Source organism: Streptococcus oralis (assembly GCF_003942875.1).
Lineage (GTDB): Bacteria > Bacillota > Bacilli > Lactobacillales > Streptococcaceae > Streptococcus > Streptococcus oralis_BX.
Genome location: NZ_RMVK01000007.1, coordinates 1 through 18778 on the forward strand (window position 1 = coordinate 1; position 18778 = coordinate 18778).

15 protein-coding genes, 1 tRNA gene and 1 rRNA gene are annotated in these 18778 nt (G+C 44.0%); 3 read left to right on the forward strand and 14 right to left on the reverse strand.

What is annotated here, in order from left to right; genetic code table 11:
• From D8844_RS08185 to D8844_RS08225, 8 genes are all read right to left on the reverse strand, one after another.
• Window positions 1-79 (reverse strand): 16S ribosomal RNA (locus D8844_RS08185); the annotation flags it as partial.
• 230 nt (window positions 80-309) lie between these two features.
• Window positions 310-381, reverse strand: a tRNA-Glu gene (locus tag D8844_RS08195).
• 115 nt (window positions 382-496) lie between these two features.
• The gene (locus D8844_RS08200; protein WP_042901973.1) at window positions 497-931 is read right to left on the reverse strand and encodes a cytidine deaminase family protein; all 435 of its coding nucleotides are present in this window, start codon (window positions 929-931) and stop codon (window positions 497-499) included.
• A gap of 11 nt (window positions 932-942) precedes the next feature.
• Window positions 943-2403 (reverse strand): glutamate--tRNA ligase, encoded by a 1461-nt coding sequence (gltX, locus tag D8844_RS08205; RefSeq protein WP_125423303.1) that lies wholly within the window; start codon window positions 2401-2403, stop codon window positions 943-945.
• 127 nt (window positions 2404-2530) lie between these two features.
• The gene (locus D8844_RS08210; RefSeq protein ID WP_000018244.1) at window positions 2531-3880 is read right to left on the reverse strand and encodes a glucose-6-phosphate isomerase; all 1350 of its coding nucleotides are present in this window, start codon (window positions 3878-3880) and stop codon (window positions 2531-2533) included.
• Window positions 3881-4048: 168 nt separating this feature from the next.
• Window positions 4049-4738 carry a gamma-glutamyl-gamma-aminobutyrate hydrolase family protein gene (locus D8844_RS08215; protein WP_084921494.1) on the reverse strand — a complete coding sequence of 230 codons (690 nt, stop codon included), beginning with the start codon at window positions 4736-4738 and terminating at the stop codon, window positions 4049-4051.
• 138 nt (window positions 4739-4876) lie between these two features.
• Window positions 4877-6643 (reverse strand): ABC transporter ATP-binding protein, encoded by a 1767-nt coding sequence (locus D8844_RS08220; RefSeq protein WP_049505383.1) that lies wholly within the window; start codon window positions 6641-6643, stop codon window positions 4877-4879.
• A gap of 1 nt (window position 6644) precedes the next feature.
• Window positions 6645-8351, reverse strand: coding sequence for an ABC transporter ATP-binding protein (locus D8844_RS08225; RefSeq protein ID WP_125423306.1), 1707 nt, complete (start codon window positions 8349-8351; stop codon window positions 6645-6647).
• Window positions 8352-8557: 206 nt separating this feature from the next.
• On the opposite strand from D8844_RS08225, the gene D8844_RS08230 reads away from it, so the two are divergent.
• Together D8844_RS08230 and galU are read left to right on the forward strand one after the other, a co-directional pair.
• Window positions 8558-9574, forward strand: a complete 1017-nt coding sequence (locus D8844_RS08230; protein ID WP_125423309.1) for an NAD(P)H-dependent glycerol-3-phosphate dehydrogenase — start codon at window positions 8558-8560, stop codon at window positions 9572-9574.
• 21 nt (window positions 9575-9595) lie between these two features.
• On the forward strand, window positions 9596-10495 hold the full coding sequence (gene galU / locus D8844_RS08235; RefSeq protein WP_000811022.1) for a UTP--glucose-1-phosphate uridylyltransferase GalU: 900 nt from the start codon (window positions 9596-9598) through the stop codon (window positions 10493-10495).
• Window positions 10496-10614: 119 nt separating this feature from the next.
• Here galU and D8844_RS08240 read toward each other — a convergent pair whose 3' ends face one another.
• From D8844_RS08240 to pbp1b, 6 genes are all read right to left on the reverse strand, one after another.
• A complete protein-coding gene (locus tag D8844_RS08240; RefSeq protein WP_125423312.1) occupies window positions 10615-11295 on the reverse strand; it encodes a rhomboid family intramembrane serine protease in 681 nt (226 codons plus the stop codon).
• Window positions 11279-11818, reverse strand: coding sequence for a 5-formyltetrahydrofolate cyclo-ligase (locus D8844_RS08245; RefSeq protein ID WP_125423315.1), 540 nt, complete (start codon window positions 11816-11818; stop codon window positions 11279-11281). Before D8844_RS08245 ends, D8844_RS08240 begins: the two co-directional genes overlap by 17 nt.
• An 11-nt stretch (window positions 11819-11829) precedes the next feature.
• Complete coding sequence (locus D8844_RS08250; RefSeq protein ID WP_125423318.1) at window positions 11830-12960, reverse strand: N-acetyldiaminopimelate deacetylase; 1131 nt, start codon at window positions 12958-12960, stop codon at window positions 11830-11832.
• A gap of 67 nt (window positions 12961-13027) precedes the next feature.
• A complete protein-coding gene (dapD, locus tag D8844_RS08255; RefSeq protein ID WP_000127447.1) occupies window positions 13028-13726 on the reverse strand; it encodes a 2,3,4,5-tetrahydropyridine-2,6-dicarboxylate N-acetyltransferase in 699 nt (232 codons plus the stop codon).
• Between the two features lie 84 nt (window positions 13727-13810).
• Window positions 13811-14722 (reverse strand): DMT family transporter, encoded by a 912-nt coding sequence (locus tag D8844_RS08260; RefSeq protein ID WP_125423321.1) that lies wholly within the window; start codon window positions 14720-14722, stop codon window positions 13811-13813.
• Window positions 14723-14799: 77 nt separating this feature from the next.
• Window positions 14800-17319 carry a penicillin-binding protein PBP1B gene (pbp1b, locus tag D8844_RS08265; protein WP_125423324.1) on the reverse strand — a complete coding sequence of 840 codons (2520 nt, stop codon included), beginning with the start codon at window positions 17317-17319 and terminating at the stop codon, window positions 14800-14802.
• Between the two features lie 140 nt (window positions 17320-17459).
• On the opposite strand from pbp1b, the gene tyrS reads away from it, so the two are divergent.
• A complete protein-coding gene (gene tyrS, locus D8844_RS08270) occupies window positions 17460-18716 on the forward strand; it encodes a tyrosine--tRNA ligase (protein ID WP_044020095.1) in 1257 nt (418 codons plus the stop codon).
• The last annotated feature ends 62 nt before the right edge of the window (window positions 18717-18778 follow it).

Sequence of the window (18778 nt, forward strand, 5' to 3'; positions counted from 1 at the left end):
TCCTCCTTCAGCGTTCTACTTGCATGTATTAGGCACGCCGCCAGCGTTCGTCCTGAGCCAGGATCAAACTCTCATTAAAAGTTTGAGTTCTCACTCATTTCTGTCACTGACAGATTTATTGTTTTTTCATTGTTCAGTACTATAACTTCAGTTATAGTGCCCTGCACATTGGTTCGTCTTGTTCAGTTTTCAAAGGTCTTTGTCACTCATTCTCTCTCAAGCGACAACTATATTAGTATATCACAGCTACCTGTCTCTGTCAACAGATTTTTTAAACTTTTTTCAAGTTTTTTTAGCCGCAATACACCATAGTCCGTACGGGATTCGAACCCGTGTTACCGCCGTGAAAAGGCGGTGTCTTAACCCCTTGACCAACGGACCTGAGCTTTTCAACTCTTTCTATTATACCTACTTTTCAAACTTTGTCAAGGACTTTTTCCCCTCTTTACCGAAATTCTGAAAAGATAGGGAAAAGAGCCAGTTAAACTGACTCCTTCTATTTAACTTGCCAATTAGTCGCACGTTCCTCTCCCCACCAGTAAGGGATCAATTCGGCAACCTTAATTGTTTTTCTTGTTTCGTAGTTCATCATGAACTCTGCTTCTTTATTTTCAGCATTCAATTCTAAGAGAAATTCTCTGCAAGCGCCACAGGGCATACCTGATTCTTCGCCGTAGGGAGGTTTATCTCGAAAGGCGAGGATTTTCTTAACTTTGGTCTGTCCTGAAAATTGATACATATTGAAGAGAGCCGCTCGTTCTGCACAGAGATGAAAAACGCCACAAGTGCCCTCCATACAAAATCCTGTGAAGATCTGACCATCTTCTGCTTCTACTGCAGCAACAACATGGTTAGCATAAACAAAGTCAGAAACTTCATGAGGATTGTATAAGGCTCGTGCTTCTTTATACATCTTTTCCCATGTATCCATCGGAAGTCCTTTTATTTAGAAATCTCTTTCAGCATGTTTTCAATATGCTGGATTGACTTTTCACGTCCGAGTAAGAAAATGGTGTCTGGTAATTCTGGTCCATGCATTTCACCTGAAACGGCAATACGAATCGGCATGAAGAGGTTTTTCCCTTTAATACCCGTTTCTTTTTGAACTGCTTTGATTTGTGGGAAGATGTTTTCTGTCACAAATTCTTCATCTGTCATTGCTTCTAGTTTCGCTTTGAAGGCTTCTAGAACAACAGGAACGGTTTCTCCTGCCATGACCTCGCGCTCAGCATCTGTCAGCTCTGGGAAATCTGCAAAGAAAAGATCTGTCAGTGGGACGATTTCGTCCACTGACTTCATTTGTGGTTTGTAGAGTTCCACCATTTTTTCAGACTTGTCAGTCAAACGCCCTGCTTCTTCTAAGTAAGGTTTAGCCATTTCAAAGATAGTAGCTAGATCGGCTCTCTTGATGTAGTCGTTGCTCATCCAGTCTAGTTTCTTCTGGTCGAAGGCTGCTGGAGATTTGCTGAGGCGGTTTTCATCAAAGAGTTTAATCAATTCCTCACGAGAGAAAATTTCATCTTCGCCACCTGGATTCCAACCAAGAAGGGCGATAAAGTTAAAGACAGCTTCTGGAAGATAGCCTTTCTTACGGTAATCTTCGATAAATTGAAGGGTATTGGTGTCACGTTTAGACAATTTTTTACCCGTTTCAGAGTTGATGATCAAAGTCATGTGACCAAACTCTGGTGCTTCCCAACCAAGCGCTTCATAGACCATGAGTTGTTTTGGAGTATTAGCAATATGGTCATCACCGCGGATAACGTGAGAGATTTGCATATCGTGGTCATCGATCACAACGGCAAAATTGTATGTTGGGTAACCATCTTTCTTTTGGATAACCCAGTCACCACCGATGTTGCCACCTTCAAACTCGATATCACCTTTGACCATATCATGCCATTTGTAGATACCAGACTCGTTAACAGCCAAACGAACAGTTGGGATGATACCGGCTGCTTCACGTTCTGCGATGTAAGTTGCTTTTTCTTCTTCGCTCATACCAAGGTATTCATTGATGTAACGTGGTGTTTCGCCAGCTGCTTCTTGGCGTTCGCGTTCAGCTGCCAACTCTTCTTCTGTAACGTATGATTTGTAGGCTTTTCCTTCAGCTAGCAATTGATTGATGTATTTTTGATACAAGTCCAAACGCTCTGATTGGCGGTAGTTTTCATGAGTTTCTGGACTTTCATCCCAGTCAATCCCCAACCAGCGAAGATTTTCAAGCTGTGAACGTTCTCCATCCTCAACATGGCGTTTACGGTCAGTATCTTCGATACGGATGATAAAAGTTCCACCATGATGGCGTGCGTAAAGGTAGTTGAATAATGCTGTACGGGCATTTCCGATGTGTAGTAGTCCTGTTGGACTTGGTGCGTAGCGTACGCGGATATCTTTTGACATAGTTTCTCCTATAAAGTCTCTAGGCGTCTGCCTTTTTGCTTTCTATATTATATCACAAGTCTCGCCTGAGTCCAATGTCTACGAATAAAGAGAGTAAAAAGAGTGGGCAAGCCACTCTTTTCTTCTATTATAGACGTGCGTTAAGCTCTTTGCTCAATTCTTCAAATCCTGGTTTTCCAAGAAGGGCAAACATGTTGCGTTTGTAGGCTTCAACACCTGGTTGGTCAAACGGGTTGATGGCATTCAAGTAACCTGAAAGGGCAATTGCTAATTCGAAGAAGTAGATAGTGTAACCAAGAGTGAAGGCATCTTGCTCTGGAAGGGTGACGTACATGTTTGGTACATCACCGTCTGTGTGGGCAAGAAGAACACCGTCAGTTGCTTTTTTGTTTACAAAGTCAACGTCTTTTCCTTGAAGGTAACCAAGTCCGTCAAGGTCTTCTTCCAAAGTAGGAATGATCACGTTCTTACGTGGTTTGTCAACACGGACAACTGTTTCGAACATGATACGAGTTCCTTCTTGGATAAATTGACCAAGTGAGTGCAAGTCAGTTGAGAAGTTTGCTGAAGTTGGGTAGATCCCTTTTTGGTCTTTCCCTTCTGACTCACCAGCCAATTGTTTCCACCATTCTGAGAAGTATTGAAGTGATGGTTCGTAGTTTACCAAGATTTCAGTAGCGTAGCCTTTACGGTAAAGGATGTTACGAACTGCTGCGTATTGGTATGCTTCGTTTTCAGCAATCTTGTCTGAAGTGTAGTCTTTACGAGCTGCATTCGCACCTTCCATGAGGGCTTTGATGTCTGCACCTGATGCTGCGATTGGAAGCAATCCAACTGCTGTCAATACTGAGAAGCGTCCACCGATGTCATCTGGAACCACAAATGTTTCCCAACCGTTGGCATCTGCTTCAACCTTAACAGCACCTTTTTGGCGGTCAGTTGTTGCGTAGATACGTTTGTTAGCTTCTTCTTGTCCGTATTTCTTAACCAAAAGTTCTTTGAAGACACGGAAAGCGATAGCTGGTTCTGTTGTTGTACCTGATTTAGAAATCACGTTTACTGAGAAGTCTTTGTCAGCTACGTACTCTACCAAGTCAGCAAGGTAAGTAGATGAGATTGAGTTTCCAGCGTAAAGGATTTGTGGAGCTTTGCGTTCTTCTTTTGTTTGCAAGTTTGCAAAGTGGTGGTTCAAGAAGTCAATGGCTGCTTTGGCACCAAGGTAAGATCCACCGATACCGATTACAACCAAGACATCGCTATCTGACTTGATTTGCTCAGCAGCTTTCAAGATGCGGTCGAATTCTTCACGGTCATAGTTTTCAGGAAGGTCCAACCAACCTAAAAAGTCGCTACCAGCACCAGTTCCTTTACGGATCAATTCGTCTGCAGCTGTTACTTGTGCTTGCATGTATTCCACTTCATGTGGGGCAACAAATTTGTCTAAAACTTTTGAATAATCAAATTTAATATGTGACATGATAATCCTCCAAAATTTCTTCTTTTCTATCATAACGCTTACCTTCGATTTTTTCAAGCTTTTTTATTGAATTTGCCCAATTTTTATTAGAATTCAAACGTTTGCGTAAATTTGCTAAAATATAAAAAATCTGAAAGGACGAATAAAAACGGCTAGAGACTCTAACCGTTACAATTCATTTAATAAATACTCAAATAATTCTAAATTGCCATCTTCTTCATTGACCAGGAACTCTGGGTGCCACTGTAAACCGATAATACGATGCTCGTCGACAGACTCAATCGCTTCCACTGTCTGATCTCGAGGGTCCACCGCTGTTACACGGAAATTAGGTGCCAGATCTTTGATACTTTGACGATGGACTGAGTTGACCTGACTTTCTCTTCCAAACAACTTAGCCACCACACTCCCTTCTACCGTCTCAATAGAATGAGAGGTCCCAAAAGGCAAGCCTTGCCAGTGACCTTCAACTTCTTGGTGGAGAGTGCCACCAAAAGCAACATTGACCAGCTGAACTCCTCGACAGATTGCCATAATTGGTTTATTCTGACGGAGCGCTTCTTTCAAGAGAGCTAGTTCAAACTCATCGCGTACAAGGTTGTAATCATCACTCTCAATAGTCTTTTTCTCTCCATAAAACTGAGGATGAACATTTTGCCCACCTGTCAAGATGAGTTTGTCAATCATTTCCACATAATCGCGTACAATGGACTCATCCCCTACAGGAATCACTAAAGGGAGACCACCGACTTGACGAATGCTCTCTGCAAATTTACAGGATACAGATGAGTGGATGTTTTTCCCTTCTGCATCTACAGGACATAGATTTGCAGCAACTCCTACAACCGTTCTAGCCATGATGTGTCTCCTTTCGATTTTCTTGCGACAGTCTTATCTTATCACTCCAACCCTTTCCTGTCTAATATGTTTTTTTAAAGACCGTGATAAGTATTTTTTATGGACAAGAAAAAGCTGCCCAAGAGGACAACTTCTTTTTTATTCGAAGACAAATTGATTGTGATACAGTTCCGAGTAGAAACCGCCGAGTTTGAGCAACTCGTGATGATTTCCACGTTCAATGACCTCCCCATCTTTGAGGACAATAATCTGATCGGCATTGAGGATGGTCTTGAGACGATGGGCAATAACAAAACTGGTTCGTCCTGCTACAACTGCCTCCATAGCATGCTGGATTTTGCTTTCTGTTACGGTGTCCACATTGGAAGTCGCTTCATCTAAGATTAGGACTTGAGGATCTGTCATCAAGGTCCGGGCGATGGAAATCAATTGTTTCTGCCCAGTCGAGAAGATGTTTTGCTCATCATCAATAAGGGTATCATACTTGTCAGGCAAGCTTTCAATGTAGTCATGAATATGAGTTGCCTTGGCAGCTGCTTCGACCATTTCCTGACTGGCATCTGGCACACCAAAGCGGATATTGTCCCGAATCGTTCCACTAAACAAGACCGAATCCTGCAAGACAATACCGACCTTACTCCGCAGGCTGTCCAAGTCGTAGTCACGGATGTCTTTGCCATCAAAGCAAATGCTGCCTGCATCCACATCGTAGAAACGATTGATGAGGTTCATGATGGTCGTTTTCCCTGAGCCAGTCGGACCGACAACTGCTATCATCTGCCCCTTAGGAGCTGAAATGCTAACATCTTTTAAAATAGGCTTGTCTGGCACATAAGAGAAATCAATGTGACTGATTTCAACACCTTCTCGCAATTCCGTAAAGGCAGGCGCATTTTGCGGGCGAATCTCTTCTTCTGCATCGAACATTTCTTGGATACGATCCGCCCCAGTAAAGGCCAACTGGAGGCTCCCCCAACTCGCAGCCACCTGGATAATTGGCTGGTAGTACTGCTGAGAAAATTGGGTAAACATGACGATCAAACCTAGGGCTGTCGTTGTTTCGATACTTGGATCGTTCAGCAGGACCGCAGAACCTGCAAAAATAACGATGGCCGTATTGACCAAGCTCATCCCATTCATAACAGGAAAGAGGATACCTGAGAACATTCTCCCTTTAAAGGTCGCCTTGCGCACGCGCTCATTTTGCTCCACAAAGCCTGCTACGATGTCGTCTTGAATTCCTTGTACGATAACAGCTTTCTGCCCAGAAATACTCTCATCCATGTAGGCGTTGAGTTTCCCAACCTCTTTTTGCTGGAGATTAGTGTACTTGCGGGCCATCTTCACGATGAAAACCAACATGAGAAAGGCCACTGGGGTGCTGGCTACTGTTATCAGGGCTAGCGTCACATTTCTTGAAAACATGACAAAAATCAAACCGATGTAAAGAGCAATATTGCTCATAACCTGAACTAGGCTTTCATTGAAGGCTTGAAGGATGTTATCCAAGTCACTCGTGAAGCGAGAAAGAATATCGCCATCCTGATGACGGTCAAAGAAAGAAACCGTCAAACGAGAAAGTTTGCCAAAGAGGCCCTTACGCATCTCATTTGTCGACTCAGCAATCACACGAGTCATCAAGGTCATGTAAATCAAACTGGATACCACTAAGGCGAGAACAACCAGAGCTAGATTCAGCATCAGAGCTGATAAACTCTGCCAAGCTAGTTCGGAAGTCCCATTTTGATAAGCCAGAACTAGGTTAGCGAGCTCCGTCACTGCTTGGCCTGAAAAAACTGGAAAGAGGGCTTGGGCAATCGTCGCAACTGCAACCATCAGAATCACAATGACAAAGGAGAACTTGTAAACTTTAAAATAATTCCAGAAAAATCGAACGGTTTTCATTTTATTCCTCCTTTCCCTTTTGTGTTTCGTAGATTTCGCGGTAGACGGCATTGTTATCTACCAAGTCTGCATGCCGTCCTTCTCCAATCAAACGCCCTTGATCCAAAACCAAAATCTTGTCTGCATGGACGACTGAACTGATCTTTTGAGCGATGATAATGGTTGTTGTCCCTTTCAGATCTTTATTCAAAGCTTCCTGCACGAGTCTCTCTGACTTGGCATCCAAGGCTGAAGTCGAATCGTCAAAAATCAGGATACGGGGATTGCTGACAATCCCACGGGCAATGGACATCCGTTGTTTTTGTCCACCAGAAAAATTGGTGCCTCGTTCTTCGACCTGACTCTCAAATTTGTTTTCCATGCGTCCGATAAATTCACTGGCTTGGGCAATCCGTGCTGCACGTTCCATTTCTGACACGCTGGCATTGCCTTTCCCTTGACGAAGATTATCTGCAATGGTTCCGCTAAAGAGAATAGCACGTTGCAAGACGATGGAAACTGTTTTACGTAAGGTTCCCTCGCTAACGTCTCGAATATCCTTGCCACCAATCTTGATAGATCCCTCCTGTGGATCAAAAAGTCGTGGAATTAACTGAGCTAGAGTGGACTTCCCTGCTCCAGTCGCCCCAACCACACCGACCATCTGACCAGGCGCAATTTCAAAGGTTACATTCTTCAGCATAGGCTCGTCATCATTGGGATAGGTAAAGGTCACATTTTCAAAAGAGAGACTTCCTTCTAACTCTTCATCTGGGAGATCTTTAAAGGTCATCGCTGGCTCGGTATCTAGAATTTCGCGAATACGACGCAAGGAAATCATGGCACGACTGACAGAATTTCCTAAAAATCCAACCATGATGATGGTAAAGATAATCTGGCTGAGATAGTTGATAAAGGAAGCAATAGAGCCCACAACAGATGGATCTGACTGAGCCATACCTGCCACCAACCAGATAGAGAGGAAGACTGCCCCATAGCCGACTAGCATCATAACGGGTTCTATAACTGAGAAGGCATAACCGATATAAAGATTTTGGCCGAGAAGTTCATCAGAAACCTCGGTAAATTTGTCAAATTGTGCTTTTTCTTGTACAAAGGATTTAACTACACGCACACCACGTAGATTTTCCTTGGCGATAGCATTGATCCGTTCAAGAAGGGTTTGAAACTTAGCAAATCGTGGCCCCATCATCCCCATCATGATGGCAGTTAGTGCAAAGATTAGGAGCACCATGAGGACAATGACCCACCAAAGTGATGGAAGAGTGTGAACCGCCAAGATAAAGGAACCGATAAAGAGAAGAGGGAGACGGAAAAGAATTTGAAAAGCCATCATCACCACGTTCTGAATTTGATTGATATCATTGGTCATACGGACGACAAGGTTGCCGGCATTGAATTGCTCGATATTGGCATAAGAAAACGTCTGGATCTTGCGAAAAGCGTCTTCCCGAAGGTCCGAAGACACTCCTTGAGCAATGTAGGCTGCAAGCGTTACATTGACTCCACCTGCAACCAGACCCACGAGGGCTACTCCTATCAACCAGACACCAATACTATAGATAGCCTCATGTTGACCAGCCAACAAAGCCTCTAACACCTCTTGCAGATAGCGCGGTTGCAAGAGCGAGCTCGCAACCATCAAGCCTGTCATCACTAGGGATGCCAAGGCCTGCCATTTATAGGTTTTTATTTTTTTAATCAGCATATTTCCTCCTAATAAAATAGATAAAGGGAGCGACATCCTGCGTCAGCTCCTTCTCATTCGTTCATATTGATGCTATTCTAGCAAAAAAGAGGCATCTTGTCAAAGAAGTCTCATTATTATAAATTAGTGCGCTTTCATCTACAGGTGATGCATGAAAAGGCTTTTTATGGTAAAATGAAAGGAAGAACTCTTACAAGGAGGAAAAGATGAAGAAACAAACCATCGCTGTCTTGGGTCCTGGTTCTTGGGGAACTGCCCTTTCGCAGGTCCTAAACGACAATGGACACGAGGTTCGAATTTGGGGAAATATTTCTGACCAAATTGATGAAATCAATAATCAACATACAAACAAACGCTACTTCAAAGATATCCTACTCGACGAAAAGATCAAAGCCTATCATGACTTAGAAGAAACACTCAAGGATGTGGATGCTGTTTTATTTGTGGTCCCAACAAAAGTAACGAGACTGGTTGCCCAACAAGTAGCAAAGGTACTCGATCACAAGGTTGTCATCATGCATGCCTCCAAAGGATTGGAACCAGATAGCCACAAACGCCTATCAACTATTCTTGAGGAGGAAATCCCAGCTGACCTTCGTAGTGAAGTCGTTGTTGTTTCAGGACCTAGCCATGCTGAGGAAACTATTGTACGGGATATTACCTTGATTACAGCAGCCTCTAAAGACCTTGAAACTGCTCAGTACGTCCAAAATCTCTTTAGCAATCACTACTTCCGTCTCTATACTAATACGGATGTTGTCGGAGTTGAAACCGCTGGTGCTCTCAAAAACATCATCGCAGTTGGCGCTGGGGCACTACATGGTCTGGGGTTTGGCGACAATGCCAAGGCAGCCATCATCGCTCGAGGATTAGCAGAAATCACCCGTCTAGGTGTCGCTCTTGGAGCTAACCCTCTGACTTATAGCGGTCTTTCTGGAGTTGGAGATTTGATCGTAACGGGGACATCTGTCCACTCTCGTAACTGGAGGGCAGGTGATGCTCTCGGTCGCGGAGAATCCCTCGCAGACATCGAAGCAAACATGGGCATGGTCATCGAAGGCATTTCAACAACTCGAGCAGCTTACGAGCTGGCTCAGGAATTGGGTGTCTACATGCCAATCACACAGGCTATTTACCGAGTTATCTACGAAGGTGTCAATATCAAAGAAGCAATCACTGGCATCATGAGCAATGAATTTAAAGCAGAAAACGAATGGTCATAGACCTTTATAGAAAGGAACATCATGAAACAAAAAGTCAGAAAAGCAGTCATCCCTGCCGCTGGATTGGGAACTCGTTTCCTCCCAGCAACTAAGGCCTTGGCCAAGGAAATGTTGCCAATCGTAGACAAGCCAACTATCCAGTTTATCGTTGAAGAAGCACTCAAGTCTGGAATCGAAGACATTTTGGTTGTTACGGGTAAGTCAAAACGTTCTATCGAGGACCACTTCGATTCAAACTTCGAATTGGAATATAACCTCAAAGAAAAAGGGAAAACAGATCTTTTGAAGTTGGTTGATGAGACAACCGGCATGCGCCTACATTTTATCCGCCAAACGCATCCACGCGGTCTCGGAGATGCTGTCTTGCAGGCCAAAGCTTTCGTTGGAAATGAACCTTTTGTCGTTATGCTTGGTGATGACTTGATGGATATCACAGACGAAAAGGCTGTTCCACTTACCAAACAACTCATGGATGACTACGAGCGTACACACGCGTCCACTATCGCTGTTATGCCAGTCCCTCATGACGAAGTATCTGCTTATGGGGTTATTGCTCCGCAAGGAGAAGGGAAAGACGGTCTTTACAGCGTTGAAACCTTCGTTGAAAAACCTGCGCCAGAGGATGCTCCTAGCGACCTTGCTATCATCGGGCGCTACCTCCTCACTCCTGAAATTTTCCAAATCCTCGAAAACCAAGCTCCAGGTGCAGGAAATGAAATTCAGCTGACAGATGCAATCGACACCCTCAATAAAACACAACGTGTATTTGCTCGTGAGTTCAAAGGGGCTCGTTACGATGTCGGAGACAAGTTTGGCTTTATGAAAACATCCATCGACTATGCTCTCAAACACCCACAAGTCAAGGACGACTTGAAAGACTACCTCATCCAACTTGGGAAAGAGTTAGCTGAGGGGGAATAGAAGAAAAACAAAGCTCTTAAATAAGGGCTTTGTTTTTTTGTTGAAGCTTGCAATAAAAAAGCCATCTTTGCAGATGACTTATTAGCAACCGAATCGGTGCTCGCTTTTAACTATTCCCCCTACACATAGCTCATTCCCTTATAGCAAAGGAAAATGGCTAGTGCGATAAAAAGTACAGTTGCTCCGATTCGCTGGCTAGTATTGTACATCCTTCTCTCCCATTTGACTGGGAAGATGACTGCTAGAAAAGCACCGCCTACTGCGCCACCAATATGCCCAGCTAGGCTGATTCCTGGAATCAGAACACTTCCGATAATATTTATCACGAAAAGTGTCAGATAGGATTGCCCCAACTGCTGGATATAGGAGTTGCGAGTTACGTAACGCAAGACGATAATCGCAGCAAATAATCCATAGAGAGAAGTGGAGGCACCTGCTGCTACAACTTTCGGTGTGAAAGCAAAAACAAAGAGATTGCCCATCATTCCTGATAAGAGATAGAGAAAGAAGAACTGCTTAGAACCGAAAATTTCCTCCACTTGTCGTCCAAGAAAGTAGAGTGAAATCATATTGACAATAAAATGCTCCCATCCAATATGCACAAATATAGCCGAAAAAAGGCGCCATATCTGCTCAGGGAACAGGCGAATGATCGGTCCATACATGGCCCCAAACTGAAGCAAGGTATCTGCTCGTTCAAAATTTAAACCTGTAAGAACCAACATCAAGAGAAATACCAATGCTGTCACTAGGAGGAAGAAACTAGTCACAGGATAACGTTTATCAAAGATTTCCTTCATAGATTAGCACCTCCTGTACGGGAATATCATGGTTTTCAAAGTTAAACTCCTGAACTTGACAAGGATAGATTGTACTCATGGTATGCCCAGCAAAATGTTCCAGATAGCGGTCATAATATCCTCCACCATATCCAATCCGATAGCCCTCTGTTGTAAAAGACAAGCCCGGAACATGGATTAAATCAATCTGAGACGGTTCCACCACTTCCAAGTCTCCTTGCGGTTCCAATAAACCAAAGGAAGTTTTTACCAACTGCTGCGGATCGTAGACCACAAAGTCCATGCGCCCCTTGGGATAGGTTTTGGGTATCAGAACCTTTTTGTCGTCCTTCAGCGCCTGCTCAATCAGTTCTTGCGTTTGAAATTCATGCGGAAAGGAGAGATAGGTTGCAATGATCTTAGCTTCTTGGTAAAAGGGGTGACGTAAGAAACACTCGGTTAAAGCTTGATCCATAGCCTGTTTTTTCTCCTGAGATAGAGCCTTCATTTCTTGCAAAATTTTCTTGCGTAGTTCTGCTTTCATAGACAATTCCTCTACTCTGCTGCCTTCTTTTTCAGAAAACTAGAGACCGCATCTACCCCAATGGCTAAGACTTCTTCCTTAGGACTCATCTGAGGGTGATGAAGGGCGTAGGGACTATCGATACCTAGCCAGAACATAACGCCATCTACCTTCGAAAGGAGATAGCCAAAGTCCTCACCTGTCATAGCAGGCTCGATATCAATCAACTCAATTCCCTCTTTCTCTTCAAAAAAGTCCATCAGTTCACGCGCCAAGGCTGGATTATTCTCAACAGGTAGGTAGCCTCCTTGCTTGAGTTCCACTTCGACTTCCATATCAAAGGCTGCTGCAACACCTTCTGCGACTGTCTTGACTCTTTTTTGTACCAAGAGGCTCATGTCCTGAGTCAAGGCGCGAATGGTTCCATGTAAAAATGCTGTGTCTGTAATGACATTGTTGGTTGTTCCAGCTTGGAAAACACCAAAGGTCACCACTGCTCCCTCGATTGGGTTGACATTGCGACTGACAACTGACTGTACTTGGGTTACAAAGTAACTAGCAGCCACCAAGGCGTCATTGGCTTCATGTGGGAAGGCTGCATGCCCACCTTTCCCTTTGAAACGAATCTTCACCTCACAAGTCCCTGCAAAGAGCGTATGGGTATTGGTCGCAATCTGTCCAACCTTTAGATCTGGACGAACATGAAGGCCATAGAACTGGTCTGGTAGCCAGTCCCCAAAAGCACCATCCTCATACATGAGCATACCACCCGCTTCATTTTCTTCAGCAGGTTGAAACAGAAAAAGCAGATTATTCTTGGGTTGCTCCTCAAGGGCGCGCTCAAGACAGCCTAAGGCAATGGTCATATGAAAATCATGGCCACAAGCATGCATGCGACCTTGGTGTTGAGAAGCAAAAGGTAGACCTGTTTGTTCGACGATAGGCAGGCCATCAATATCTGTCCGCCAACCAATGGTTCGCTCCGGCTGACTTCCCTGCAGGTAGACCAAAATCCCTGTTCGCCAAGTACGAATTTGAACAAAGTCCTTGCCCGCAGTCAATTTCTCAATCACATCCAGCAAATAAGCCTGAGTCTTGAACTCCTCCAAGCCAATCTCTGGAATCTGGTGTAAATCTCGTCTAGTCTGAATCAAATCTAACATCTATCTGTCCTCCGATATAGCAGAAAGAGGCTGGAAAAAGGGTTCCGCCTCTTTTTTACTTTTACAATTACAAGGTGCGAAGCGCATCCTCTAGCGCTGTTTTTTGTTGGGTTTGGGCATCAATTTCTTTGATGATACGAGCCGGAACACCTGCTACTACCACATTTTCTGGGACATCCTGGGTAACGATAGCTCCTGCCGCAACGACCGAACCACTGCCGATTTGGACTCCTTCGATAACCACGGCATTGGCACCGATAAGAACATTGTCTCCAACACGGACTGGTTCAGCACTAGCTGGCTCAATCACTCCCGCCAAAACTGCACCTGCACCAACGTGGCTATTTTTTCCAACGATGGCACGGCCTCCAAGGATGGCACCCATGTCAATCATGGTTCCAGCACCGATTTCAGCACCGATATTGATAACAGCTCCCATCATGATAACAGCATTGTCACCAATTTCCACCTGGTCACGGATAATAGCACCTGGCTCGATACGAGCGTTGATAGCACGTTTATCTAGCAAAGGAACTGCAGAATTACGAGCATCTTGCTCGACAACATAATCTTGATTTTCTACTAAACCTTCAAGAAGCGGAGCGACGTCCTTCCAGTCTCCGAATAAAACATTCCCTAGTTTGACAACAGAGCTTGGTACAGCAGTTGCGAGTTCCCCTTCAAAGGTTACTTTGACACTGGTTTTCTTTTCAGCATTGGCGATAAATTGGATAATTTCTTGGGCGTTCATTTTTGTAGCAGTCATAGGTGCCTCCTGGTTCGTTATAATGATACCTATTCTACCAAAAAAGGCCTCAAATTTGAAGCCTCAACTATCAAATAATCATCTTTACTGGGCTTGTTTTGCTTCCTCTACAGATAAAAAAATCATCGGAACGATAATCAACACCATAGCTAAGGTCAAAAAAACATCCATGACCAATCCCAAAAAAAGAACACTTAATAAAGCTGAAGAGAGCGGTTCGCTAGCACTCACCACCGATACAACCAGCGGGGAAACGAGTGACACAGCCTTCATGGATAGGAAGAAGGCAAAAGCAGTTCCAAACACGGCAATCGTCAGACAAATCATCACACTTACCAAATCCACTTGAAAACTTATCTGATAAATAGGGTAAAGGAAATTACTAAAGAGACCTGCCAGAATCATCCCCCAACCAACAGTCGGAACAAATCCGTAGCGCCGTGCAAAGCGTTGCGGAAGGATAACATTAAACATGACCCCTACTGCACTAAGCAAACCTGTCACTAGAGCCAAAGGTGTCATGGACAACTGGGACAAATCCCCTTTCGTAGCCATCAAAAAAACACCTAGCATGGCAATCAAAACGTAGAAAACAGCTGTAATCGAAGCCTTCTTCTGGTACACGAGGCGATTGTAAAACAGGATAAAAACTGGGCTGATAAATTGCAAAATGGTCGCTGTCGTCGCATTGGAATACTCAACGCAGAGATAAAAGAAAAACTGCACAGAAAAAATACCTAGAATAGCATAGGCTAAAAAAGGTAGATAATTTTTCTTATCACGCCAGATGTCCAACAAGTGGCTACGCAACTGAAAGGCAGATAAACCTAAAACCAAACTCCCTGCCACTAGTAAACGCATAGAAGTAATCCATCCAGAAGACACTGGATAATGAGTGAAAAAATACTCTCCTAAAATCCCACAAATCCCCCAGATTAGGCCTGAGAGTAGCGAGTATACTGTTCCCTTAACAATCTTTTTCTGATAATGATTCATATTATTATTGTAACACGAAACCAACAAAGAAAAAAGTAGCAACAAGGAGAAATTACTAACCTTGCTACTACTCTTTCTTAACGATTAAATAGACGTGAACGTCCTGAAGAACCACTTTGAGTATTTCCACTCGAACTTGAACTTCCAGAGCTACTGCTTGAACTTGAGCTACTGTTTGAGCTTGGAGGAGTCACTGCCGGAATGCTTCCTAGAATATTCTTCCATGCGTTCAGATAATCTGCATCGCTTCCTCCAATAGCAAAGCGATAGGTGGTCACTGGGGCACCTTCTTTAGTAGCCCAGTAGCTCGTTACTGTTGATCCAGAAACTTCTATTTCTTTTCCATTGATGGAAACCTTGCCTGGTTTTTGTCCTGTAGATCGGAGAACTTGTGACTTGGTCACACTTGGATCCAGATTAAAGCGCTCATTCCCCCATATTCCAGGTTCAGCTTGTTGGATAGCATTGACCAAGTGGGCCATATAGTTGGCATTACGATAGTGGCCTGCTCCTTTGGCTAGTGGTCGGTTGTCGTCGTGACCTAACCAGCCACCCAAAGTCAAGCGAGGTGTAGAAAGCATGAGCCACATATTTTCATCTTCATTGGTCGTACCAGTTTTTCCAATCCAGTCAGCACGAGCTAGGGATGGATTGATAGTCGTCAAATCCGTTTGGAAACTTGAGGTAATTCGAGATGAGATAACATCCCGAAGGAGACTTTGCATAATGGTTGCTGTCGCTTTTGAATAAACTTGGACAGGCTCATCCTTGTGCTCGTATACCAGTCGGCCATCCGTTGACTCGATCTTAGCGATCATATGTTTCTTATGGTAAACTCCATTGTTAGCCAGAGTTTGATACCCGTTGGTATGCTGGGCAACTGTAACGTCAATCCCCCCACCCATCGGTAAACTTTCAATGCCATATTCTGGGATTTCATAACCCATTTTTTCCATATAGCCCTTGACATCAACACCCTTCTCTCGAAGCGTACGATACGTCCAGTAGGCTGGGATATTCCATGAGTAGTTAAGGGCTTCTCCCAATGTCATCATGCCCGTACCAGGACTATTGACATACATGATGGGATTCCCGTTTGAGAAGTTGGTAGGATAGTTTGACAAGATACTTGCACTTCCCATCAGACCTTGATCAATGGCAATACTGTAAGCCAATATCGGCTTAGTAGTCGAAGCAGGAGAACGCTTGGTATCAATAGCGTGATTGTTCTGATTTTCTTGATAATTACGGCCACCAACAAATCCAAGGATAGCTCCCGTTTGGTTGTCCATGAGGACATTCCCCACCTCAGGCTGGCCTGTCGAATCATCTAGCAGATAGCCGTAGGTCGCAACCGCATTTTGCATCGCAGCATGAACATTTTTATTGATAGTTGTCGTAATCTTATATCCACCATTTTCAATTTCCTTAGTGGCTAAATCACGATAGGATTTCTGAATGGACTCATTCTTTAATTCTTGCGCAGAAACATTATCTCGTTGGACGAGGTAGTCATACATACGATCAGTTGCTTCTGCCAAGGTTGCATAGTAGAGATAGTCACGCGAAGTACCACTAACACTACCTGATGGTAGGAAGTCTTTCTTAAAGTCATAATCTTTGTACTTATCGTAGTCTTCCTGACTTAGAGCCCCTGTTCGGTACATATTGTAGAGGACATCCTTGGCACGCTTAATTCCCAAAGCCATGTCCTCATCACTCTTCATGCTACCATCAGATTCATAAGGAGAATAACTGATTGGACTCTGTGGCAATCCTGCGATAAAGGCAGCTTGAGGGACCGTTAAATCCGAAGCATTGACACCAAAGATTCCTTCTGCAGCCTGCTGGGCACCTGCAATATTTTGGCCTTTATGATTGCGACCAAAAGGAGCTATGTTAAGGTAGGTTGTCAAAATCTCATCCTTACCCATGGCCCTTTCTAAAGCAAGAGCATCAATAATCTCTTTAGCCTTACGAGCTAGAGTTGGAGCATCCCCCACTACTTGTTGCTTGATGACCTGCTGGGTCAAGGTCGAACCACCACTAGACGAGCCTAGACCGACAAAGGTTCCCAAGGTCGCACGAATAACGGCCTTAGGCACAACTCCCTTGTGCTCATTGAAATGCTCGTCCTCTGTCGCAACAATGGCTTTCTTAAGGTTATCTGAGATAGCATCTGAAGCGACTGAAGTGCGCAACAAATCACCCTCGATCGAGGCAATGGTACTGCCGTCAGAATAAGTGATTTCTGAGATAGAGGCAATATCCTTCACTTGCTTGACCAACTCTTCTGCTTGAGGCACCTGAGCCTTGTCAAATAGAGCGACTCCATAACCCATAGCTACACCAGCGCCAAACAGTCCACCGATAAAACCTAAGATAAAGAGAGTGTTAAAGACTATTTTAAACCCACTCAAAACCTTAGCAAAATTAGATCCTGCCCTTCCAACTTTGTCAGAAGAGGTCCCCTTTTTACCGGTTTTCTTATTAGCCAGTTTTTCTGCTAGTCTTTTCTTCCATTTTGCAATTCGTTGCATTAGCTGCTGGAAAAAATGCAGCATTTTTGTTTTTAATTCATTAATTCTTTCTTTCATGAATGTCCTCGCTTTCTCTATTATACCATAAAAGGGAAACTTTCAATAAAATAGCCACTTTCTTCCCTATTCCACTAGGCTATTGTCCGAGTTTGTGATACAATAGGTAGAAACAATATTTTATAAAGGAGAAAAGACACATGCACATTTTTGATGAGCTAAAAGAGCGTGGTTTGATTTTTCAAACGACTGATGAAGAAGCTTTGCGTAAAGCCCTAGAAGAAGGTCAAGTTTCTTATTATACTGGCTACGATCCAACTGCTGATAGCCTTCACCTCGGCCACCTTGTCGCAATCTTGACCAGTCGTCGCTTGCAGTTAGCAGGTCATAAACCATATGCGCTCGTTGGCGGTGCTACAGGTCTCATCGGAGATCCGTCCTTCAAAGATGCTGAGCGTAGTCTCCAAACAAAAGACACAGTAGAGGGCTGGGTCAAGTCTATCCAAGGGCAACTTTCTCGTTTTCTTGACTTTGAAAATGGTGAAAATAAGGCTGTCATGGTCAACAACTACGACTGGTTTGGCAGTATCAGCTTCATTGACTTCCTCCGTGACGTCGGAAAATACTTCACTGTCAACTACATGATGAGTAAGGAATCTGTGAAGAAACGGATCGAGACAGGGATTTCTTACACTGAGTTTGCCTACCAAATCATGCAAGGGTACGACTTCTATGTCCTTAACCAAGACTACAATGTTACTCTGCAAATCGGTGGTTCTGACCAGTGGGGAAATATGACAGCTGGTACCGAATTGCTTCGTCGTAAGGCTGACAAGACTGGTCACGTGATCACTGTTCCACTCATCACAGACGCAACTGGTAAGAAATTTGGTAAGTCAGAAGGAAACGCAGTTTGGCTTAACCCTGAAAAGACTTCTCCATACGAAATGTACCAATTCTGGATGAACGTGATGGATGCTGACGCTGTTCGCTTCTTGAAAATCTTTACCTTCTTGTCACTCGATGAGATTGAAGACATCCGCAAAGAGTTTGAAGCGGCTCCACACGAACGCTTGGCACAAAAGGTCCTCGCTCGTGAAGTCGTGACTCTTGTTCACGGAGAAGAAGCTTACAAAGAAGCCCTTAACATCACCGAGCAACTCTTTGCTGGAAACATCAAAAACCTTTCTGTCAAAGAACTCAAACAAGGACTTCGTGGAGTGCCAAACTACCAAGTAAAAGCAGACGAAAACCACAATATCGTGGAACTCCTCGTGTCATCTGGTGTGGTGAATTCAAAACGCCAAGCCCGTGAAGACGTCCAAAACGGAGCTATCTACGTCAACGGCGACCGTATCCAAGACCTTGACTATGTCTTGAGTGACGCAGATAAGTTAGAAAACGAACTCACTGTTATCCGCCGCGGGAAGAAGAAATACTTTGTGTTGACTTACTAAATTGTTAAACATTTACCTATAAACAAAGGAGTTACCCTCGAGAAAGGTAACTCCTTTTTGCT